Raw genomic sequence first — 23,172 nt, 5'->3', positions numbered from 1 at the left:
TTCCTAAAATCTGATAATTATAATTTCTTTAGGCAATGTTTGAAACGTTGTTTCCATCATTCAAGGCACCATAATAATTATTTCCATTCCATTTAGAATTTAAATCTTGAATAATATTACCAGAGGTTCCTAGATTGTTCATGTTGGTTCTAAACCAATTGATTTCTGGCTTTGGGTTGAGATTAGGACCTACTCGATCTAAATTATATTTTAAACGAATCCCCCTCAATATACTTCTTAACTCAGTTTCCGAATTTCGAGCATCATAAAGATTTACTCTCCAATTATCAGTACCTTCATAAGTCATGAAATCCACTCTCTCAGGCCTAGAAGTTCCTCCCCATGGAATACGAAAACCAATTACTTCAAAAGCTCCGGACCTTCCATTTGGCAAAACAATATCTTTTAATGTCTCATTCACGTCAATAGGCACTTGGCCGTCGACTAGCTTTTTATAACGGATAGATCCAATTCCATCGCTAATTACGACAACCAAAGGTTTATGGAAATTCCCAGGAATGCTTGCCATAATATTATCTACAGCGCTCCTAAGCGGGGTGTGGTGTCCCGATCTATTACTAAGTGCCTGCATTAGCATTGTCTGAACACGTGCTCTCATTACACTCCCAGGTGGAGGGAATGTAGGCCAAAGATTATTTGTATCAGCATCAAAAATTCTAGGTTCAAATACATTAACCTGTCTAGTGGTCTGGTTAAGATGGAACATTCTGAAGTAAATTGGTAATAGTGACGGGTCATTGCTATTGCTAGTTGGTAGTAAATGATCATTTATTTCACGGCATGCATATTGATAAAGTTGTTGAAATACAGGAGCCGGATTATTCACAGCATCATCAGCTTGAGCTACAGTTTCGCCATCTCCTGTTCTTTCCGGGCGAAACATGCTACCACTCATGTCTAAAAGAATGTAAACAGAATCCACCTGCTGATCGGGAACAGCAATATCCTGAATATCAAGTCCCGGGAAATTTTGAGTATCATCTGGGCCACTATCAAGGCAAGTAATTCTTGCATAATTAAGGCTCTGCGCTGGCTGTCCAACTTGTCCTTGAACTTCAAAACGACCCGAAGTACCGGCAGGATTGATGTCTTGACTGTAAATCTGATTTAAGACTAAAGTACTATTCGGAGCAGTATTTCCTAAAGTGACATTGTATTGTTCGTTAGGACCCTGGTCAACAATAGTAAGTGTTGTAACCCCGGGGGTATGCATAAGAGGAGGTTCAAACCATAAATGAATGATACCTCTTTGCCCTATGGTTAAAAAATTTGTAGGATTTCCAAATAATTTATTTCTTAAATAAGCTTGTTGATCCGTGACATTAGCTGGGAAGTCGGCAGGAACAAAATCATTTCCATTTATATCCATACCCCAATTAACTTCTATTCTTGAGGGTAATGAATTGGATTTCCAGATAGGCTCAACTATTAAAATATCATCATCGAATTGTGGTAATCCGGTCGTTAACCTAATCGTTTTACTAAATACATTACCTGTCGAATCATAAGCTTCTATGACAACATAATCACCTGAAACCGCATTAACTTCATTGACTGTACCATCTGCATTTATTAAGTATGGTTCTTCACTGTTTTCTGTTTTTGGACCTTGATATCTATCATTAGGTTTAATAAGACGCAAACGACCTCTTACCGCATTTTCACCGTTGATTTTAATCCTTAAATTGATGCCAGATGATTGCCCTAATGGAGGGTTAGGATCCGGAAAATTTTGTTCCTGATTCTGAACCACAATTCCTTCAGTTGTTACTTGTATTTGGACCTTTGTAAGTGTATTTGGTTTTATAAGTATTTGATCTGAATTTGGCATGTTAAGGAATTAATTTCAGAATTTCCATTTTGATAAAAATTGCTGCAGCTCTTCAGAAGTTTCTGGTATCTTTATGAATCCAGTTTCTATTTTATTAGTCGGGTTATCATCCGCATCTCGAGGTTTCCCACTTTCAAAAGAAGATTTTCTGGCCCACTCTCCGCCATTGTTTTGTAGCCAAATGACAGTATGCCAGAACATGTAATCATCACCTTTAACACTGGAACAACGTGCTTTTTTATGACCATCGACAGACTCGTACATAGGAATATTGTTTCCAGGAATAGTCCTCTTTACAAACTGAACCTCTACCCACTCGACAAATGAACCAAGTTTTATTATATCAGTATCATCTGTAAAATCATGAATTACATTGTTCTCTTTATCTTTTAAAACTGGTATTTGATTGTTTTCATCAAGGTATATTGCGGGAGAGTCACTCGAAATTTGCCTTTGGATATTTGCAGCAATTGATTCATCAATTGAAAAGAATAAATCCGGCAGATATTCATCTAAATTGTATACTTCACCATATGGGCCAATATCATCATCACTTCCAATCTCTCTACCTAAAGATTTAATTTGCATCCACACCCCTGACTTGTTTCTTACCCATACACCTCCCCATGCACTTCTCTTAAAGTCAAATTTGAAAGCATAGTCAGTGTTAAAACCAGTAGTTTGATTGTAATTAGTTTCAGTTGTTATTAAACTCCTTTCGATCTCGGGTACATTTGATATTTCAAATTTGGGCTCGAACCAAATCAAAGCTCTGTTTTCCCCACTATCCCTAGGACATCCCAACTCAAAAGCTTCTCCTGGTTGTATTCTGTTCTTTATATTTTCAATATTGCTAATTGCTTCCTGATAGATCGGGTTGGTTTCATTTGCATGTTTGATGAACATTAGCTCCTCAATTTTTGGATACCAATCCGGTGATTCTTGTTTCTGAAAATAGCTCTCCAGAAGCTTATTTTTCTTTGATAGCAATTCTTCTGCTAAATCATTATCTCTAATACGTTGACCTATAATGACTTTAATTGATGAATGAGTATCCTTGGGAGATTCATTATTTTCAATATATAAATCAATACCCCTCCTAAATACATAGTGTCCTAAATGCTTAGCTGTTCTTAAGTAGATTTTTTGTTTTGAAAGCTGACATTTCGCATTCACAATTTGATAATATCCGTAGATACGTCTTCCAGAATCTCCTTGAAAAGCATCATTATCATTCTCAGTCACTTGGGTAATTGTCAAAAGAGCTAGATTACCATCTATTAAGATCATTAATGATTTTTGACTAAAAGATGTGTCCTGATCAGAATCATAAGTCGCTTGAAGCCCCCCTCCGTTCTTTTTTTGGACACGAAACTTGTATACGTTTAAGGCCTCTTCGCTTATCAACTTAAAACCATTGACTCCATCAATTTTACTTTCTGGCAAATAAGATTGATAGTATGCTTCTGTGTTTTTGTAGTTTGGAATTTCAACTCTTACAGTAAAGTTTTGAGGAACTGGGGCCGCTCCTTTCTTAATTGCGCTTTCGCCCAAAATAGTATGAATGTCCTTATATTTAAATTCATTGACATCAATGTAACATTCTCTATCATGGGAAAAATTGTCAATATCCGAGTATGCCTTTGCTTCAACTTTTCTACCCTTTGAACCAAAATCAGTTTGATCTTCATTAATACTAATTCTTGTTTCTAATCTAACTGAATCAGAAACCAACTTATTAGTTAGTAATTTTTTAACTGCTACCGACCTTTCAATTTTTAGATTATCAGCATAAGTTTTAGAGCCTTCCTCGTTGGCATAGCCTTCTAAAACAACGGTGTTAATATTTTTATCAATTTGATTTCTTAGATATTGAGCTAATTTTTCAATAGACTCATTTGCAGATTTATTAATCGTTTTACTTTCTTTATCGAAATACACAATTTGATCATATTGATGACCTTCAAATTTTAATTCCGGCTTGATTATTAACTCATACTCACCTGCTTCTACATTAGATATTTCTCCAATTCCATAATTAATGCTTTGAGGATTAGTATCAATTTTTATTTCTTCAATTTGAGTCCCAACTGTATTTTGCAAGAATAGCTTTTGAGGCATTTCTTGTCCCTCTTCAATTTTAACCTGAACCTCTAAACTTCCAAATTTTCTTTCCCTTTTCCCTTCAGTCTCCAACTCCAGAACCACCGTCTCTCCTGCCCTGACATGGACTTCATTTCCGTTTGTCTCCAGCTCTTCGTCTGGTTTTGGTGGTTCTACTGGAGGGTCTGGATCTTCTATTGGATCTGGTGGATCCGGCGGGTCTTCTTGCTCGATTACCTCTTCTACATTTTTGACTCCATCGTAGACCACCCAGCCATAATATTCCGTTCCGTCTCCTCCCACTACAATGACTTTCACCACCTCATACGGTGCAAAGGGATCGCCTTCTTTCGCAGGGTGTCCTTCTTCTACCCAATGCTCGAGAGATGTTACCTCTACCACCTTGCCTTTTAGCTGAAGGACTGCCGTACCGGTCGATTCCCCTCTGGAATGCTCATCGGCAGGATTTGCAGGTGTGTAATTGTCCCATCCGCCCATTACACCGGTTACATTATACTTTTTCCCTATTTCGGTGAAAAACGCCATCAATCTTCTCCTGTTTCTTTGAAAATCACCTCGTAAGTTCCTGGAGTTACCTTGTCAAAATGGAAGGCTTTATCCCTCGACAGACGCTCAGTGGTTATGACCTTATCTTGCATGATGAGCTCCACACGGGTCTGGTTAGCGTCTCCCATTGGATACTTGCCAACGACTTTCCCCGGTGGTAAATGACTTAAGTAGATAGTCGATTCGGGAACCTCCAAGACATAGGTTCCTCCTACCAGTTCAAAAAACTGAAAGTTACCATGCGCATCTGTGGTTGTACGGCTCACTTCTTCTCCTGATTGTTTCAGGATAACCACTTGACCAGTCATTACGCGACCTTTTTGATTACGGAGAACACCACCAATGACTGCATCTTTAACAACCACCGACTTTGTTGATGAGAATAGAAAGTCTGGCACATCCATCAGATATGGGTAATTGGATAAGGGTGTATCTCTTACCGGGAAAGCAGGCAAAGGCCCTGTTGTGAATTTTCCGGTTTCATCAGTGGTGGTTTTAAATATTTCATTATCCGGAGCTTTGAAATGAACATCTGCATATTCTACCGGATAACCATCCTGATCGGTGAGCCAACCTTTGATGTTACCAAATTCGTCCCTTCGTATTACCTGAATCGTGCATGCATAATGCTTAACCGTTACTTTGTAAGTGCCCGCCGGAATTTTGGAAAACCAAAATAATCCACCATTTTTTGTCGTACGCTTTAGAACCTCTTCTCCCATTTTCAGCTCAACATCCGCGCCATCTAGCGGTCGATTTTCCACATCATAGACTGTCCCGCAGACTGCTCCCGGTCCCATGGCATACATGCTGGGACCAATACCGGTCAATGATTTAAAAGGAGTAAGCAATTCATAGATGTAGCGTTTCTTTTCGAAAATCTGGTGTGGATCCCTTGGTACAAAAAGGTCTCCTTTGAGTCCCGGCGGCTGCAGCCTATTCAAATCATAAGATTCCTTGAAAAGATCTAATCGCTCGACTAGGTCACGGATATTAATGTCACACCAATAATCCTTGCTGCACTTGCTGGTACGATGTACGTAAGAAAACCCAGGTTGAGAACTTTTGAGTACCTTTTGATTCCAAACATCATCCAGTTTATCATCCTCAGGTTGCCGGATCATGAGTATGTAATAGGGATCCAGTATCCCACGATCGATGTATTCTTCACGAAATTGCCATGATTTTGACTTACGCACATGCTTTTTGATCACATTCAGAGCATTCTCCAACTCCCATGCGTGTATGTCTGGTTTGGGTGTTTGAGTGAGGATCATACTATTCCAATTTCAGTCCAAATGTGGGTGATTGATCAGATTTGAATGAAAGTCCTTCGTTCATTTCGAATTGATCGTCATCGAATGACAATCCCCCTTTTTTGCCACCCGATCGACTATCCCACATTAAATCGTGCTTGCTCTCAAGCATCTCGCGTTTCTTTTGATTGTAAGCCTTAATGGATTCCATCCGGTCATCAACAGATAGGGTTTTGAAGTCTTTGAACCATTCTTTCGCGTCTGGCTTCCTATTTGGTTTGGGAATATCATTCGTGCTAAAGGCTTTGCTATCCTTTGTAAGGAAGATCTCTGGTTCAACAGCCATTGTAGGGGCAGCTGGTTTATTCAGATTGACAACTTGATGATTGATGGAGGAATCGTGTGGAGCAAGGGATGGCTTGCTTGAGGCTGTGACTTTGTGATCACTGAAATCTGGTGCCAATCTTTGTTTGGCCCGTTCCAATAATACCTTTTTAATCAACGCCGCACGTTTCAAAAGCGCTTCATCATCACTACTTTTCTTATCAATCAGTGCCTTCCGTTGGCTCGACTTTTCCTCTTCTTCAAGCTTTTCTTCTCTTTTTTGCTCACTGTTTTCTCGTGCTTCTTCTCTCCTTAAATGAAGGTAGCGTTCTTCAGGATCTTCCGGAAGCTCTTCCTTAGAAGCATCTTCCACCGCCTGTTGCTTGATTTGAGAGTAGCTACTTGCATCTTCCTCTTGATCATTTTGCCAACCTGAAGCTTTGGCCCATTCTGGTCGCTCAGAAGCTATTTTTTCTTTGATGGTTTTTAGAATAACCTCTCCCTCTTCTCCCTCTGGCAATCCTTGAGGAAAAGCCATGGAGAGGTAAAGCTGTAAGGCTTCATCGATGGAAATCTCAGGGACTTTATTTGAATCGTTCTGTTCCATTAGACATCAAAACCAAGATTGAATTTTTCTTTCCATTTTTTAGATTCCACTCTCATCAAATCATCTTCTTGGCTCTTATTTGCTTCCTGTTTCTTCGGGATCGCATCCATCAATTTGTCCTTTTTGTGTTTCGGATCGATGGGCATGTCCACCTTCGAAATTGATGCGAATGGATCTCTCGTCATAGATTCAAGGGGTAATGAATCATCGGTTGATTTATTGAAGTTTAACCCTTTTTCGACCTTTGGGTCAATGTCCAATTGCTTTGCTCTCGGGGATTGTGAAGCATAGATCATCTGATCTTTGATAGCCTTGATTTTATCGGAAATTCCAGGATGGAACTCATCCGAGATGGTATCAAATATTCCTTTGAACTTCATCGCTTAAGCTGGGATATCCAGGTCAAGCAGGTCATCGAAGGAAAATGCACTTTTTTGAGTTTCACCTGCAGCGTGCACCGACATGATATCACTATGCCCTTCTTCACTAGTGAGTGCGATAATGTATTTGTTTTCAATCTTATCCTTGACGATCCATTTCCTTACTGTGATCTTTTCATCGTCACTCTTTTGTTCCTCCTTAAAGGTAATGTCCACGCTTTTCAATAGCTCCACTTCTTCTTTAAAAAAGGCATCATAAATCACCTTCTTCAATTCTCTATCAGGATTGTCCAGTAAATCAGGACTGATGCCTGTTAGCTCAAAAAGCTTGTTATCTGCTAGTTTGTCTAGTCCCAATGCTTCTTTCTCGCTGGCAACCTCCGCCTCTTCCGCTTCTTTGCGTAGCTTTTCCAAAAGGATCTTTATTCGCTCCAGCAATAATTCCGGAGGTGGGATTGGTACGATTTTCGTACGCATTAGACTGGAAGCTGACAAGTCCTGACTGTATTTCTGAGAGCTTGTACTGTCCAAAGACCTGGAATATGCAGAGGTCGCTTTTCTTCCGTAGCTGGCACTCATACTCATCTTTGCTTTGAAAAAACCTACGTTGTAGCTAGCACTACCTGACATTGAAGCACTCATACTTGTCTCAACACTACCCGATTGTGACGCCTTTATGTTGGTTGAGGAGCTTTCTTCTTCACGAACATTTACTTCAATTTTCATTTCCAGAATCGTATCTACGAAGTGATAAAAGGAAGGAGTGAATCCGGCATCCAGCATGGAAATCTGATCCCCACCAATGGTGACCGTGCCAGGTGCACCCATCATTTTGGTGATGTCTACACCTACCCGATCAAGTTCATACTGGCCCCAGGCAATACCTTTTGCCAGGTTTACAATCATCTCATCTATTCGTACGCTCGCAAGTGCATTTCCAACCTTAAGTGTTTCCTGTGCTATATCTCGTGCCATGTGTCAATTGATTTTGTTAAAATTAAGTGGTCGGATTATCCTGCACATCATCATCCTTTTTCTGATCTGCTTCTGCCTGTTCTTCTGGAGTCAATGGTAGTCGCTCCATGATTTCATCTACTTTTGATTGCATGCTATCCAGATTATCGAAGCACATTTGCAGGTCGCTATTTAATTCATCCGCATCGATATCAGATTTACGTGCTTGCTTATCTGCGTCATAGTTTTTCATGATCTTGCCTAGGGTTTTCAATAGATTCTCAAAAAGATTATCTAACAATCGTCTGTCTTTTACATTTTCAATGACTGACCAATGGTCATTGGTTAGTTTGGTAAACTCATCGTTTAAGCTCTCCAGCCCTATTTTGATATCTGTTACTTGTGAATATGAAGGTGCACTTTTGGTTTGAGTAATAGCACCATCACCATCTTTCAACTCAAGGAATGGATTAATTAATTCATTGGTTTTGCTACCAGATGTGGCAATAGCTGGTAATAGGTTTTTTGAATACCTTAATAAGGCAAAACGTTTCGCCCATTCTTTACGCTCCTTAGCCGCATTTTGAACCGCCTCTTCCAGCACCTGTGGTGGAGGAATGGGAACAATTTTAGTCTTAATGACAGATGCTGCTGCAACTTCATATCCATACTTCGATGCAAATGAGGCATCCACTGTATGTACCTTTACAGTTTTTGATTTTTGTGCGGTGTTTTCTTTATATGCCGTACTGCTACCTCCTGAGTATCCATAGCCATAGCCTCCATATCCCCATCTTCCCCAGCCCCAACCCCAGTTATGACCATAACCATAACCTGAATAATTGTTGCTACGTTGGTGTGCATATTGGGTTTGAGTCTGTTTCTCATCCGTTTGCTGATCTATATCAGACGTCACTGTTTCCTTTTCTTCCTCATACTGACTGGTAACAGAGACATTGATTTCTAAGATGGTATCGACAAACTGATAAAAATTTGGTGTGAAACCAAGCTCTACCAGACTGATCAGATCAGGTTCATCTGTTCCAGGTATCTTTCCGAATTCTATTTGTGCGTCACCCATTTGAACCGCCAGATCCATACAGGTTTGATCCAGACGTGCCTGACCATCAGCAATTCCTTTGGCCATATTAAAGATGAGTTCATCTATCCCCATACTGGCGATAGCTCCGGCCACTTTTTGTGTTTCAACAGAACTTTTTGAAGACATAATTGGTGAGTATTTTAAATGAAACTTCAAACAATCGATTGACCTGCTGATGGTGGACAGATAAACCTTAATTAAAAGTTATCAATCGATTGAATGAGCAAGAAGTATATTTTACGGATAGGCCTCTTTCATTTGTAAAGCAGGGCTTTTACTTTAGAAATGATTTTAACTTCAGAAAAGGAAGGATTTGATTTAGCTATATGTAGTCAGATCTGCATTTGGTTCGGTACAAGAACCTTACGATAGGAGCAATAAAAGTGCAGTGATATACAGGTTTCTCATAACCTGGTAATGAGCTTGTCTATGAGCTAAGAATCATTCTTTGCTCATGCTTAATCTCTTGATAAAAATTCAGGATTAAGAAAATCAGAATCAGCGCATCACCAAACCTACTGGTCCAAAGTTGGATTGCCAGTATCAGATTCAATGTCTCTCCTTTTGCCAGGTTAAGGCCATAGATGTGTGTGAGAAGCACAATACTACCTAAAACAATACCTAAAGCACCTGCCAGTTTCAAAATTTTTTGTTTAGAGGCTTTAGAAAGTACGAGACCTACTGAAAATGTAATTGCTGCTACCAAATGAACCGAAACAAAGAGATTGATTAACTCACCCGATCCTATGCCTTTGTAGAAGCTAAAAACGGATGTATAAAGAACCATAAAGGTGATCATAGAGATCAAACTGGTTACAAAAGCTACCTTGTACTTTTTCGCATGAAAGTATTTTAGTAGTAAAAGTTCGCAAAGTATCATGATGACCCAATCCACGACCACCAGATCAGGGTGTGTGGTGAATTCATTGAAAGCCAAACCACCCACTAGGTTGTTGAAAATCCAGAAGAACATAAATACCAGCGCTATGCCATAACTAATGATAGCTGCCATGTACAGATTTCGGTTCATAATAGAAAGATACGGTATCTAATTTATTGTCATTTTGACTTTGAATTCATTTTCTGCAATGTTTATTCAATAATACGGTACTTGTAAAATAATTTACAAACATTAATTTAGTAAAAAACTGAACTACTATGAGTGACTATGCAACAATCCAAAAGGAATGTAAATTTGGTATTCCCGCTGCAGATCAAATCGTATTTAATCGGTATTATACCGTCGGATATTCTTATTTTTTACGTCAGCCAAAATGGGTTTTGGAAATAGTAGATCCATTGAAAATCCATGAATTTGAAGAAGAACATGTAGAACGTCAGGATACCTTTCGTCCAGATTTTCGTATCCCTATGCGCTTTAGGGCAGACCTAATCGACTTTAAAAAGTCTGGGTATGACAGAGGTCATTTGGTTCCAAATGCCGACCAAAGTCAGCTAGGTGTGCAGAATAGTGAAACATTCTTGCTTACTAATATGACCCCTCAGACTGGTGGACTCAATCGCTATAAGTGGAGATATCTGGAGGAGGCCGTCAGAAAATTGGATATGCAACCGCACATCCATGAAACGTATGTAATGACCGGTCCGATTATAGATCTTTCTAAACCAACAAAATTCATCGGCGTGGATAGAGATCGAAAAAAGGAGCTTAAAGAAGAGTATAATGACGTAGATGTCACTATTCCAGTTCCACATAAATTTTTCAAATCCATCTTAATTGAAAACGATAAAGGGAAGCACTATATGTGGAACTTTATTATGGAGAATAAAAAGGAGGAGAAAGCGTTAAAAGAGTATCAGGTTACCACTAAAAAAGTAGAATTGCTAGCTGGCATAAAACTATGGCCAAACCTCATGGGTGATTGGATTGAGTGGGAAAAAACAAACATTAGAAATTTTTGGGATGATTAAACACACCTTGTTTTTAAACATAAAAAATGTCCCTTAGCTATAAGTTAGTCATCATACTTCCTATGAGCAACCTTTATCGTACTTCTTCAGTATCTTTATATTATGAATAAGCAATTGGCTATAGATTCTCTTAAGGACATGCCTCAAGATTTCGAACTTGACGAACTAATTGAAAGATTGGTTGTCCTTGAAAAAATTGAGAAAGGAAAAAAAGACATACAAGCAGGGAACACTTTTTCTCATGAAGAGGCTAAAAGTAAACTTGACAAGTGGCTGAAATAGTCTGGACAAGTAATGCGTTAACTGACTTAAGTGAAATTGGTGATACATAGCCACTGATTCACCGAAATATGCCGAATTAACGGTATCTAAACTTTTTAATAAGGTTAAAATTCTATCAACTCATCCAAGAGTTGGGCGCAGTGTTCCTGAAACCGAACAAGAGAATTTAAGAGAACTCATTGAGGGTAACTACAGAATTATCTATGAGGTTATCAACGACAACATTTTCATCTTAACTGTCCATCACAGCTCTAGAATCCTAAGGTTAAAAAACAATGACTAACAAGCTAGCAATGCAGATGACTAGGCATCCCCGTCAACTGCTACTAGCAACCATTGCAGTAACCTACCACTCCCTGCCCCTTCTGTGACTTTCTGTTCGTTGAAGAACTGTGGGCAGTTCTGGCGGATGTCTTGGTTAACGCAGTACTTCGCAGATAGCGCTGTGAGTGTGATTCAGGTTCGCTACTTTTATCAGAAATTGCTCAGTTCGGGACATCTGCCCGCTAGTTGAGCGGAGCACTTCATGTTGTATTTTACTCAAGCGGGCTGGTAAATTGGAAGTTACTCCACTTTAATCCCCTTCAGTAACTTCCACCTCTTCTCTCGGTAACATTTCATCACGCATTGCAGTGTTATAAACAAAGCCTGCAACGATAGTAGCTATCTGTTGAAGATCTTCAATAACCAGTCGCTCATAGGTATCCATGTTGGTATGGTGTGTTCGTGACCAATACTCTACCGGATCTTGAATAAACTGAAATCCCGGGATTCCAATCGCATCAAAACCTAAATGGTCTGTACCTCCAGTATTTCTTTTAGTAATAGTGGTATTCTCCATGATGTCTTCATATGAGCCAAACCAATCCTTGAAAATGGGACCTACTTCCTCATTTCCCTGCAAATAGATGCCTCGGATCCTTCCCGTACCATTGTCAATGTTATAGTAAGCAGATATTTGGCCATGTTCTGGCTTTAGCGCCATTGTTTCTGCATCGCCAAAATGGTTTTTCACATAGTTGCGAGAACCAAAAATTCCTTGCTCTTCCCCGCCCCATAAGGCGATGCGTACCGTTCGTTTAGGCTGAAGACCTGCAGCTTGCAGAATGCGTACGGCTTCCATCATCACAATACAGCCAGCACCATTATCGGTTGCACCAGTTCCTCCATGCCAGGAATCTAAATGTCCACCTAACATTACAATTTCATCTTTTAAATCGGGATCTGAACCTGGTATTTCTGCTACTACATTATATCCTGCAAGATCGTCCGTTTTAAACGTAGTTTTCACTTCAGCTTCTACTTCCACTGATACTCCGTTCTCAACAAGGCGAGCCATTAGATTGACGTGTTCCGGAGCTGTCTCCAATTCACAAACACCCGTTGGCGTATCTTTACCGTAGCTTCTCGGGCTACTGGTAAAAAGTGTGCCGTGTCGTCCCCTCACGCCTTTAATAATCAAAGCAACCCCTTCATCTTTAAGAAATGTATTCAAAGTAGTGCCAAAAGCCCTTCGCTTACGAAAGGCAGCAATTTCATCTTCTGTCCATTGCCTTCTTTCTGCACGAGGTTCGGTCATTTCACCCAGGTCTTCTTCAGTATATCGTAGCGCATCTGCCTCAAAAGTGGGTGACTGATCTCCTCTTGGTTTGAATGCGACAATTGCCCCTTTTAACTTTCCTCTGTACTTCTCAAAATCTTCTTCATTATTAATCTCTACGAAAAGTACTTCACCAGAAACTGCACCATCTGTACTTTCTGTCCATGCTTCCGGTACAGCTATGAATGGCATATAATATGGTTTGGTCATTGCGATGTAGCTTTTATTTACTTCCCATCCTCTACCAAACTCACCCCAGGCTTCCTTTTGCGCATTTTCAAGACCCCACTCGGTTAGCTGTTTGATGGCATAGGAAGCAGCCCGATCGTATCCGGGAGAATTGGAAAGCCTGGGTCCTGCCTTGTCAATCAGTTCAAAAGCAATCTGTTGTACCTGAGAGTTTTCAAGACCTTCTTTTTTGATTTTTTCAATGGCCTCTTGATCAATTGTTTCCTGGCTTATGGCCAAAAAAGCGATAAGAAGTGCGGGAATGAATAGTAATCGTTTCATGAGATTCTGTTTAGGGTTGAATTAGATACAATCAAATATACCTATCTAAATCCAGGCACGAATCAATTTTGTGATGAGTGGAACAGTTTTGATATTGCTTCCACCAAAAAAAACTAACAGACGTCTGGAACTTCTCGAATCGATTGAGTTTAGTGGTGTTCCAGAGCTTTCCAACGCGCACCCATGATCAACACCCAAAGCATCCAGATCACCTCTCCCATGGTCAGCGTATCTAATATTTCCATCAAAAGTGAATCTTTAAATCCAAGGAAATAGAGAAATGCAGATAATGTGTAACCAATGCCTGCAAGGATTAAAAACCAACCCATTATTTTCGGAAAAAGAGGTGACTTCATAACCATATAGGCCTGCGGCAATAACCACAATCCCCAAAAAATAGTAGCAATCACAGTCCCATAAGTCTGCTGATTCAATAGGGCAATTACCTGATCTGGTTTATCCAATACATCTAATACTTCAAGTTGTTTGGCAACACTAAGCATGGTAATTGGCACACCCAAAAAATTGAATAATGCTGTCAAAATCACTGGTTCTTTGAATGAATCGTAGAAAAGACGGTACAGAAACCAAACGGCGATAATACTGATTAGCTGAGTAAACAAACTTCCAGCAATCCCAACCCGAAAGAGCCACTCATTATTGAGTATGTTTTCAGCGGTGAGGGCTGGATTACTTTTATCAATCAATTGTGACGGAATGTACAGGAGATTGATTATTCCTATGATCGCCCAAAGGGGGTAAACAATTCTTAATCCAAGTACTGCCCTTTTTTGTTTATTGAGATCTTCCATTTTGTTAGGTTTTGGAGGTAGATGATCGAATAGTCCGAATGGTTGCATTTAATAATTGACAATGCTTGAAACAGAAATAGCTTGGTTGATTCCTTAAACTCAGGTAAATTAAAGGTTTACACTGCCTAGCGAATCCTAAAAGAGAACTTCGGTTCCGCCAACTGTATGTCTTCACCAAAAGCAACAACGTCTAAAGGCTCCTCAAAAGAGGATAAGGCTCTATTGACCAAAATAGAAGCACTTGAAAGGGAGCAGGAATTAGAAGCGGCACTAGAGCGAATCAGAGCACAAGCCACTGCTATGACGGAATCCCGTGACCTTCAGGATATTGTGGTAGCCATGCGGAAAGAGTTTGTGAAGCTGGGACATGAAGCCCATTACTTCTGGCACATGCGTTGGCTTCCGGACCGATATGATAAGGCCATGACAGCCGGTGATGGTGCACGAATAGGAATGGTGATGAAACTTCCCCGACATATCCATGGTGACATTCCTTTGGTCGCTAAGTGGGAAAAAAAGAAGGATTCTACGTTGGTCTTTCCCATGGATGCGGATACAGCAGTCACCTATGTAGACAAGATGATTTCCTTGGGCGATTTCGAACAATTGGACCCGAATGCACCGACTCTGGAAGATGTGCGTAATCTGGGCGGGCTTACCTTTATTATGGCCCGGACCACCCATGGAGAAATTGGCTACAGTTTACCGGGAAATATTCCTGATCCTCCAAAAGAAGGAATCCAAACATTGGCCAGGTTTGCCGGAGCTTTTGATCTAGCCTACCGAAGGTTCGAAGATCTGAAACAGGCAGAGCAACAAGCCCGTGAAGCGCAGATCGAAGCGGCAGTTGAGCGTGTGCGATCAGAAGCCATGGCCATGCATCATCCAAGTGACCTGGTCAAGGTTACGCAAACCTTAATCATGGAGATTACCAATCTGGGCATTAAAGGCATCACAGGCGCGGCTTTTATACTGATTGATGAAAATGACATAGTGACCATGTGGGACATCTCCGATCCTGGCAACATGGGATACACCAGAGACCACAAGTCCACCTATGATCCCAGGGAATTCAATATGCTGGGTGAATTCTGGCGCAAGTGGAAGAAAGGCGAAGAGTATTTTGTGATTGAATACGACCTGGAGAAAAACAAGAAAGAACTGGAAGAGTGGAAACTGGTAGATGAGGAAAATTATCAAAGTCTCAAGCGAGCCATTGAGAATAATAAGCTGAAAACACAATGGAATCCATTCGGCAGCTTTTCCAGTGGTTTATTGACGCTTGATATGATGACCGAGCCAGACACGGATACCGAGAAAATTGTTATTAAGATGGCACGTACGTTTGATCTGGCCTACCAACGTTTTGATGACCTTCAAAAAGCAGCGGAACAGGCTAAAGAAGCTCGAAAACAAGCATCGTTAGACCGCATACGTGCAGAAATTGCTTCCATGAGAAACCAGTCCGATCTGGAGCGAATCACACCGATGATTTGGTCAGAGCTAAGTGACCTGGATGTATCCTTTTTCCGTTGTGGAATCTTTATCATGGATGATCAGTCAAAGGAGATTCACATGTATCTCTCTACTCCTACCGGAAAGTCCATTGCTGTGCTTTCACTGGACTTCAATAATAGCAATATCACGAAAGCTGCTTCGAAGCATTGGAAAAAGCAAACTATTTACCGTGAAGAGTGGGACAAGCAGCAGTTTGTAGAATGGTCTGAGGATCTGGCAAGACAAGGACTGGTTAAAAGTCCAAAATCCTATCAGTATTCATCCTTCCCTCCAGAAAAGCTTTGCCTCCAGTTCGTCCCTTTCAAACAAGGCATGCTCTATATCGGAACAGAAGAGTTTCTGACTGATACTAATTTAGACTTAATCCATGATGTAGGAAATGCATTCTCAATCGCATATACTCGGTATGAGGATTTCCTCCAACTGGAAAAAGCCAAGCGAATGGCTGAAGACGCACTCGGTGAACTCCGCTCCACGCAAAGTCAATTGGTGCATGCAGAAAAGATGGCTTCACTTGGAGAGCTTACTGCCGGAATTGCGCATGAAATTCAAAACCCACTAAACTTTGTCAATAACTTCTCTGACCTAAATACCGAGTTGGTGGATGAATTAAGAGAAGCATTGGCTTCCGGTGACATGGAAGAAGCCAACGAAATCCTGGCGGACTTAAAAGCCAACGAAGAAAAAATCATCCATCACGGCAGACGAGCTGAAGGCATTGTAAAAGGGATGCTTCAACATTCCAGAGGCGGTGATGGCAAGAAGGAGCTGACAGACATCAATGCCTTAGCAGACGAATTTCTCCGTCTCTCTTACCATGGGCTAAGGGCCAAGGACAAGTCGTTCAATGCAGAATTTAAGTGTTCACTTGATGAGAATCTCCCAAAAATAAAAGTGCTTTCTCAGGATATTGGTAGGGTATTCCTCAACCTGATCAATAATGCCTTCCATGCTACAGCTGAACAAAGTAAAAAAGATACAAAGCACAAACCTTCAGTAGAAGTTGTCACGCAGAAAGAAGAAGATCACATCAAAATTCAGGTGAAAGACAATGGTGCCGGCATTCCTGATAAAATCAAAGACAAAATATTTCAGCCATTTTTTACTACCAAAGCCACCGGATCAGGAACCGGACTTGGCTTATCGCTTAGTCATGACATCATATCAAAAGGACATGGCGGTACCATTGAGCTGGAAAGTAAGGTAGGAAAAGGATCCACGTTTACCATACGACTACCAATCCATGCATCATAAATCTCTTTTGATATTGCTTGTTGTACTCTGTGGCTTCCATTTAGTGATAAGCCAGGATAAGGTAATCGTACTTGACCGCTCCATGTTTCACTCTCACCAACGCCTGTTTTTGGCACCTTTAGATGGTTGGTTGTTTAAACAAGGGCATGATCCTGAGTGGGCTCAATCTGCTCTGGATGTATCAGATTGGAAGACATTCAGACCAAACCAACTCACTGCAAAGATGGATGCTACAGGAAGACTGGAAGGTTGGTTTCGCCTTAAGATCAAACTGAACGAATCATTTGATGGTATTCCACTGTCAATCAGTAGGGATCTTTGGGCCGCTACTGATATCTACATTAATGGGGAATTGATTCATTCGTTCGGTGATACCGGCAATCCCTACGAACCATACAATCCAGTACTAAAATATCCTATACCCATTAGTCTGGAAATTGGGAAAGAATACCTACTAGCCATCCATTTTGTGGATTATGAAACCACATTCCTGCAACGAGAGCTCAGGTTGAAACCTGAAAATCTTAAAAGTCTCCTTGCGATTACCGGGCCGGCATATATCGATTATGTGGATCGGCACTCCAAGTCATCATACATCTTTGGCTCATTGAGCATTGGGTTAAGTGCCCTTTTATTCTTTTTGTTTTGGTTTCTCTACTTTCTAAATAAGAGTCAAACACTTTTCAAACTCATTGCCTGGCTGATCACATTTGTTTTACTCACTTCCATCGCGATTTTTTACAATTCGTTTTTTGAGATTTCTTATGTTGTAGAGAGGATTCGATTTCTATTTCTGATTAACCTGCAAGCAATCACAACCATTCTTGGGCTGTTCATTTTGGAATGGATGCTGACACAAAAAAATTCAATTTGGTCTAAAGTGATCTTCTGTGTCTTGATAATAACAAATACTCCTGCGCATCTTTTTTCTATTTCATTGCCTTTTGGAATCGCATTTACTTTCATGTTGGGATATTATGGGAGTCTATTATATAAACATTGGAAAACGATTAAAGGTGCTCAATGGGCAGTTGTCATAGGAGTGATAGCTTCAACACTTGCAACCCTGCAGTACATCAGTATACATAAGTACTTACTAGATTTTTACAATGAATTTGATAAGCCAATTATTTCGCTAGCCAATCTAATTACCCCATTGTTTTTACTCGGTTACGTTTCTGCACGATTGAATGAAAGTCTAAAGGAAGTTTATGAAGAAAGTCAGAAGGTATTAAAAGTAAACGAGGAAAAGCGTGAGCTACTTGCCAACCAGAATGTGCTATTGGAGAAGCAAGTAAACGAACGAACATCAGCCCTTAATCAATCCATTGAAGATTTAAAATCCACCCAAAACCAACTCATCCATTCCGAAAAAATGGCTTCTCTGGGAGAACTGACCGCCGGGATTGCTCACGAAATACAAAACCCACTCAATTTCGTGAATAATTTTTCTGAGCTCAATAAAGAGTTGATTGAGGAACTGAAGGATGCAGTAGCTAAAAATAATCAGGAAGAAGTCCAGGCCATCCTCAAAGATCTACTCGAGAACGAAACGAAGATTGCCCATCATGGCAGACGAGCTGAAGAGATAGTAAAAAGCATGCTTCAGCATTCCCGCAGTGGCAATTCCGAAAAAGAGCTTACTGACATCAATCAGTTAGCAGATGAGTACTTACGGCTGGCTTATCATGGTTTACGAGCTAAGGATAAGTACTTTAATGCAGATTTTAAAACTGAGTTAGATCCTTCCCTACCCAAGGTCAATGTAATACCACAGGATATTGGAAGAGTCTTGTTGAATTTGATTAATAATGCTTTTCAGGCGGTTAGGGATGTAGAGAATGCCACCGTTACCGTAAACACAACAAGGAAGAATTCCCCCTTTGAAGGGGGCAAGGGGGATGTAGATGCAATCATCATCACCGTCTCCGACAATGGACCTGGCATCCCGGACAACATTCAGGATAAAATTTTCCAACCGTTCTTTACTACCAAAGCAACTGGAGAAGGAACTGGGTTAGGGTTGAGTATGAGCTATGACATTGTGACCAAGGGTCATGATGGAGAAATTATGTTTGAATCCAAGCCAATGAGTAGAACTTCATTTGTCATTAAATTACCTGTAAGAGGAAACACATAAATGAATTAATATGTGTGCCATATTAAAAGATATACTTGATTACCGCATGATAAGAGTCGTTTCACTTATCATTATCCTGTTTTCTTTCAGCTTTTCAAGCAGCGGGCAAGTACCTGCTGATCAACTGTCCTTAATCAAAAAGAAATTTTCCGAATCGAAACATGATTCAACTAAACTTAGGCTTAGCACCGCTATAGCAACTGGATATCGATTTTCAAATATTGATTCATCACTTCACTACTATAATACAGCATTAGCAATAGCGGAAAAATTGAATTTAACAAATCAGAAAGCGTATCTGCTTTCTTTGATTGGGGCAGTTTTTTTAGAGAATGGCAAACTGCCTGAGTCACTGGCTTATCAATTTGAAGCATTAAGAATTGGCGAAGAATTAAGAGATACAGTAGTAACAAGTAATGCACTTAATAGAATTGGAAATGTGTATATGGAGTTAGCAGACTACCGTCGAGCTATAGAATATTATGAATTATCAAAAGCTCAGTTTTGGTCAATAGGCGATACTGGAATGTATCACAATGAAATTTCAAATATTGGAAACATTTATTCCTTAATGAATCAGCCAGATTCAGCTTTGTATTATCAAAAAATAGTTTACAAGGCATCTTTAAGTGCAACTGATAGATATGATTATACATTCCCAGAAATCATGTTTAGGTATGGAAATGCATTTAAGCTTAAGCAAAGTTTGGACAGTGCTCTTTTTTACTATCAGAGGGCCATTCAAGAGGCTCAATTTGATAACGATTTGAGAAATCTTGCTATGAGCTATTATTCAATAGCGGAACTCTATCTTGAACTTCAAATGACAGATTCAGCACTCAATTATGCCCAAAATGCAATTCTAACGGCTGAAAAAATCTCATTCAAGAAGATTATTCGTGAGTCTGCTTTGCTTATTAGTAGTGTATTCAAAGAGCGAAAGAACTATGAAGATGCTTATAGTTATCTCCTAATGGCAAACGAAGTACAAGAAGATATTGCTGGGACAAAGAAATTGCAGGAATTGCAGCAAATAATTCTAGACGAGCAAGAAAGAAATAAGGAGGAAAATATTCAGCGAATTGCCAATCAAAGTAGAAATCGACAAATAGCACTGCTTACAGGATCTTCAATTCTTGTACTTATTGGGTTAATTCTCTTTAGGAATAATCGTCAAAAGCAGAAAGCAAATCGAGCATTAAAAGAGTCAATTTCAAAACTCAAATCAGCCCAAACCAAACTCATTCACTCCGAAAAGATGGCCTCCCTCGGCGAGCTGACGGCAGGCATTGCTCATGAGATCCAAAATCCACTCAACTTCGTGAATAATTTCTCTGAACTCAATAAAGAGTTGGTAGATGAATTGAAGGAAGCAGTCGCTAAAAATGATCAGGAGGAAATTCAAGCTATACTTGATGATCTCCATGAGAATGAAACGAAGATTGCCCATCATGGCAAACGAGCAGAAGAGATAGTTAAGAGCATGCTCCAGCATTCCCGTACTGGCAATGACGAAAAAGAGCTCACTGATATCAACCAGTTAGCAGATGAGTACTTACGTCTCGCATATCATGGATTACGAGCAAAAGATAAGTCCTTTAATGCGGATTTTAAAACTGAGCTAGCTCCTGGTTTACCAAAGGTCAATGTAATCCCACAGGATATTGGTCGTGTACTATTGAATCTGATTAATAATGCTTTTCAGGCGGTAAGAGAAACCGAAAAGCCAATTGTAACTGTCTCTACTAAATACCTCCCCCTACCCCCCTCCAAAGGGGGAATTATTGCAGATGATGATAGTACAAAAGGTATCCAAATCACCGTCACCGACAATGGACCCGGAATCCCAGACAACATCCGGGATAAAATCTTTCAGCCCTTCTTCACCACAAAAGCTGCTGGAGAAGGAACTGGATTAGGTTTGAGTATGAGCTACGACATTGTGACCAAAGGGCATGGAGGAACATTAGAAGTTGAGAGTGAAGAAGGAAAAGGAAGCAGTTTTATCATTAAATTACCAATAACCAAGTAACCGCCATGAAAATATTAGTAGTCGATGATGAACAAGATGTTCAGCCGCTTTTTGAGCAGCGATTCAGGCGAGAAATCAAATCTCATGAATTTGAAATGGAGTTTGTCTTATCAGGCGAAGCAGCACTGGAATATCTGAATAATAATGGATTCCAGGACAAACTCATTTTATCCGATATTAATATGCCTGGTATGAGTGGCTTGGAGCTCCTGGATAAAATCCAAAAGTCATGCAATCCCCCACCTCCAATTGTGATGATGATATCTGCCTACGGGGACGATGAAAATAAAAACACTGCACAGAAATTAGGGGCAAACGATTTCCTTACCAAGCCATTGGATTTTGCCCTGCTAAAAGAAAAGATTAAATCTTTAAGCATATGACACGGATTCTTGTAGTAGATGACGAACCTGATTTAGAAGCCCTGGTCAAGCAAAAGTTCAGGAAGAACATCAGAAACGGTGAATATCAATTCTTTTTTGCTGAGAATGGCCAAAAAGCATTGGACTTGCTGAATGAAACGGAAGTAGACCTGGTCCTGACCGACATCAATATGCCGGAAATGGATGGCCTCACATTACTTTCTAAGCTCAATGAGACCAATTACTTCCTTAAAACAGTCATTGTATCTGCGTACGGTGACATGGAGAACATCCGCACCGCCATGAATCTGGGAGCATTTGATTTTATCACCAAGCCCATCGACTTTAAGGATCTGGAAATCACGATGGTAAAGACCATCAAGCACATCCTACAATTGAGGGAGAATGCCGAGACGCTGCGGGAAAATGACACGTTGAAAATCTACCTTCGAGAGATCAAAGCGCAAAAAAGATTGAAGGACAGGTTTTTTGCAATTATTTCCCATGACTTAAGAGGGCCGGTTAGTTCCTTTCAGGGTATTAGTCAGGTGATCTCGCTCTATCTGCAGCAAGCTAAATACGAAGACCTACAGAAGATGATGAGCGAAGTAGATAAAGCAACGGATCATCTTTCCAAGCTTTTGGATAATCTCCTAAACTGGGCCTCTTCAGAACTAAGCCAAATTCCTTATAACCCGGAAAAAATCAACCTCTCCGAAATGATTCATGATGTGGTAGAAATTTTTGAATTAATAGCGAAAAGTAAAAACATCACAATCGAATCAGAGATTGATCCATCAGCTGTAGTCCATGTTGATCTTAACAGTACGGTCACAATCTTTAGGAACCTCATTAACAATGCGTTAAAATTCACACCTGAAGGAGGAAAAGTCACAATCAAATCTGAACAAAATGGCGCTTTCAATAAAATTTCCGTGCATGATTCGGGTGTAGGGATCAACGAAGAACAACTTCAAACCCTTTTCATATTGAGTGAAAAATCAAGCACCTATGGTACCAAAGGTGAAAAAGGAATTGGGCTTGGACTACAGCTGGTAAACGAATTCACCAAACTAAATAAAGGCGAAGTTGAAGTAACCAGCGAAGTAGGAAAAGGGACTACTTTCAGTATCAGTCTCCCGACCAAATTAACCTAAAATTGCTTTGAGGCTTTTCTCAAATGCCTCAGGGTCAGTCACCGTTGACTTATTTATGAATCCGGCAGTGTTTGCAAGCAATTCCTCAGGGGGTTCAGTCACCGAAGAAATGACAATAATTTGAGGGGGGTTATCCATCATTTCCAGCTTTGGTTTGATCCAATCTGCGAGATACTCCCCATCGATATAGGGCATTTCAATGTCAAGAAATACGACATCCGGTTTATTATTGACAATAGCAGTGGCTCCCTGAATAGGATTATCGTATGAATCAACGATTGAAATCCAATCCAATGATTCTGTAAAAGCTTCTAGTTTTCGGGTAAAAAGAGGATTATCATCAATAGAAATACATGTTAGCGGCTTCATGTAATTAAAGTACAACAATTAATTGATTTTAAACTGGTTGTACATCGGTATTAATTTTA

The 23,172-nt window shown here is 40.1% G+C and carries 19 protein-coding genes; 8 read left to right on the top strand and 11 right to left on the bottom strand.

The window, feature by feature from the left end; translation table 11 throughout:
* Positions 1-28: 28 nt before the first annotated feature.
* The 8 genes from ACO05G_RS07270 to ACO05G_RS07235 form a co-directional block, all read right to left on the bottom strand.
* Positions 29-1,852, bottom strand: a complete 1,824-nt coding sequence (locus tag ACO05G_RS07270; RefSeq protein WP_421765355.1) for a hypothetical protein — start codon at positions 1,850-1,852, stop codon at positions 29-31.
* Between the two features lie 15 nt (positions 1,853-1,867).
* Entirely contained in the window at positions 1,868-4,501 is a 2,634-nt protein-coding gene (locus ACO05G_RS07265) for an OmpA family protein (protein WP_421765354.1), read from the bottom strand.
* Positions 4,501-5,799 carry a carboxypeptidase regulatory-like domain-containing protein gene (locus ACO05G_RS07260; RefSeq protein ID WP_421765353.1) on the bottom strand — a complete coding sequence of 433 codons (1,299 nt, stop codon included), beginning with the start codon at positions 5,797-5,799 and terminating at the stop codon, positions 4,501-4,503. Before ACO05G_RS07260 ends, ACO05G_RS07265 begins: the two co-directional genes overlap by 1 nt.
* Before the next feature lies 1 nt (position 5,800).
* Positions 5,801-6,709, bottom strand: a complete 909-nt coding sequence (locus ACO05G_RS07255) for a hypothetical protein (protein WP_421765352.1) — start codon at positions 6,707-6,709, stop codon at positions 5,801-5,803.
* Positions 6,709-7,089, bottom strand: coding sequence for a hypothetical protein (locus tag ACO05G_RS07250; RefSeq protein WP_421765351.1), 381 nt, complete (start codon positions 7,087-7,089; stop codon positions 6,709-6,711). The genes ACO05G_RS07255 and ACO05G_RS07250 overlap by 1 nt, the downstream gene beginning before the upstream one ends.
* Positions 7,090-7,092: 3 nt before the next feature.
* On the bottom strand, positions 7,093-8,064 hold the full coding sequence (locus ACO05G_RS07245) for a hypothetical protein (protein WP_421765350.1): 972 nt from the start codon (positions 8,062-8,064) through the stop codon (positions 7,093-7,095).
* Positions 8,065-8,086: 22 nt separating this feature from the next.
* On the bottom strand, positions 8,087-9,271 hold the full coding sequence (locus ACO05G_RS07240; protein ID WP_421765349.1) for a hypothetical protein: 1,185 nt from the start codon (positions 9,269-9,271) through the stop codon (positions 8,087-8,089).
* A gap of 301 nt (positions 9,272-9,572) precedes the next feature.
* On the bottom strand, positions 9,573-10,175 hold the full coding sequence (locus tag ACO05G_RS07235) for a hypothetical protein (RefSeq protein WP_421765348.1): 603 nt from the start codon (positions 10,173-10,175) through the stop codon (positions 9,573-9,575).
* 128 nt (positions 10,176-10,303) lie between these two features.
* Between ACO05G_RS07235 and ACO05G_RS07230 the strand changes: the two genes are divergently transcribed.
* The 3 genes from ACO05G_RS07230 to ACO05G_RS07220 all read left to right on the top strand — a co-directional run bounded on the left by ACO05G_RS07230 (position 10,304) and on the right by ACO05G_RS07220 (position 11,642).
* Complete coding sequence (locus ACO05G_RS07230; protein WP_421765347.1) at positions 10,304-11,077, top strand: DNA/RNA non-specific endonuclease; 774 nt, start codon at positions 10,304-10,306, stop codon at positions 11,075-11,077.
* 102 nt (positions 11,078-11,179) lie between these two features.
* Positions 11,180-11,359 (top strand): hypothetical protein, encoded by a 180-nt coding sequence (locus ACO05G_RS07225; RefSeq protein WP_421765346.1) that lies wholly within the window; start codon positions 11,180-11,182, stop codon positions 11,357-11,359.
* Between the two features lie 46 nt (positions 11,360-11,405).
* The gene (locus ACO05G_RS07220) at positions 11,406-11,642 is read left to right on the top strand and encodes a type II toxin-antitoxin system RelE/ParE family toxin (protein ID WP_421765708.1); all 237 of its coding nucleotides are present in this window, start codon (positions 11,406-11,408) and stop codon (positions 11,640-11,642) included.
* A gap of 291 nt (positions 11,643-11,933) precedes the next feature.
* Here the strand turns inward: ACO05G_RS07220 and ACO05G_RS07215 are convergent, their stop codons facing one another.
* Both ACO05G_RS07215 and ACO05G_RS07210 read right to left on the bottom strand, forming a co-directional pair.
* On the bottom strand, positions 11,934-13,469 hold the full coding sequence (locus tag ACO05G_RS07215; RefSeq protein WP_421765345.1) for a M20/M25/M40 family metallo-hydrolase: 1,536 nt from the start codon (positions 13,467-13,469) through the stop codon (positions 11,934-11,936).
* Between the two features lie 149 nt (positions 13,470-13,618).
* A complete protein-coding gene (locus ACO05G_RS07210) occupies positions 13,619-14,281 on the bottom strand; it encodes a DUF4386 domain-containing protein (protein ID WP_421765344.1) in 663 nt (220 codons plus the stop codon).
* A 165-nt stretch (positions 14,282-14,446) separates the two neighbouring features.
* Here ACO05G_RS07210 and ACO05G_RS07205 point away from each other — a divergent pair, with 165 nt between their 5' ends.
* The 5 genes from ACO05G_RS07205 to ACO05G_RS07185 are packed head-to-tail and all read left to right on the top strand — an operon-like array spanning position 14,447 to position 22,744.
* Positions 14,447-17,053 (top strand): sensor histidine kinase, encoded by a 2,607-nt coding sequence (locus ACO05G_RS07205; RefSeq protein ID WP_421765343.1) that lies wholly within the window; start codon positions 14,447-14,449, stop codon positions 17,051-17,053.
* Positions 17,043-19,193, top strand: coding sequence for a sensor histidine kinase (locus ACO05G_RS07200; protein WP_421765342.1), 2,151 nt, complete (start codon positions 17,043-17,045; stop codon positions 19,191-19,193). Before ACO05G_RS07205 ends, ACO05G_RS07200 begins: the two co-directional genes overlap by 11 nt.
* Before the next feature lie 10 nt (positions 19,194-19,203).
* Complete coding sequence (locus tag ACO05G_RS07195) at positions 19,204-21,225, top strand: tetratricopeptide repeat-containing sensor histidine kinase (RefSeq protein WP_421765341.1); 2,022 nt, start codon at positions 19,204-19,206, stop codon at positions 21,223-21,225.
* A gap of 5 nt (positions 21,226-21,230) precedes the next feature.
* A complete protein-coding gene (locus ACO05G_RS07190; protein ID WP_421765340.1) occupies positions 21,231-21,608 on the top strand; it encodes a response regulator in 378 nt (125 codons plus the stop codon).
* Positions 21,605-22,744: a response regulator gene (locus ACO05G_RS07185; RefSeq protein WP_421765339.1), complete on the top strand. Its 1,140-nt coding sequence runs from the start codon at positions 21,605-21,607 to the stop codon at positions 22,742-22,744. Before ACO05G_RS07190 ends, ACO05G_RS07185 begins: the two co-directional genes overlap by 4 nt.
* On the opposite strand, the gene ACO05G_RS07180 is transcribed toward ACO05G_RS07185, so the two are convergent.
* On the bottom strand, positions 22,736-23,113 hold the full coding sequence (locus tag ACO05G_RS07180; RefSeq protein ID WP_348282423.1) for a LytR/AlgR family response regulator transcription factor: 378 nt from the start codon (positions 23,111-23,113) through the stop codon (positions 22,736-22,738). The genes ACO05G_RS07185 and ACO05G_RS07180 overlap by 9 nt on opposite strands.
* Positions 23,114-23,172 lie beyond the last annotated feature (59 nt).

Source organism: Ekhidna sp., from assembly GCF_965227465.1.
Lineage (GTDB): Bacteria > Bacteroidota > Bacteroidia > Cytophagales > Cyclobacteriaceae > Ekhidna.
This window is presented reverse-complemented; position numbering and strand designations above follow the sequence as displayed.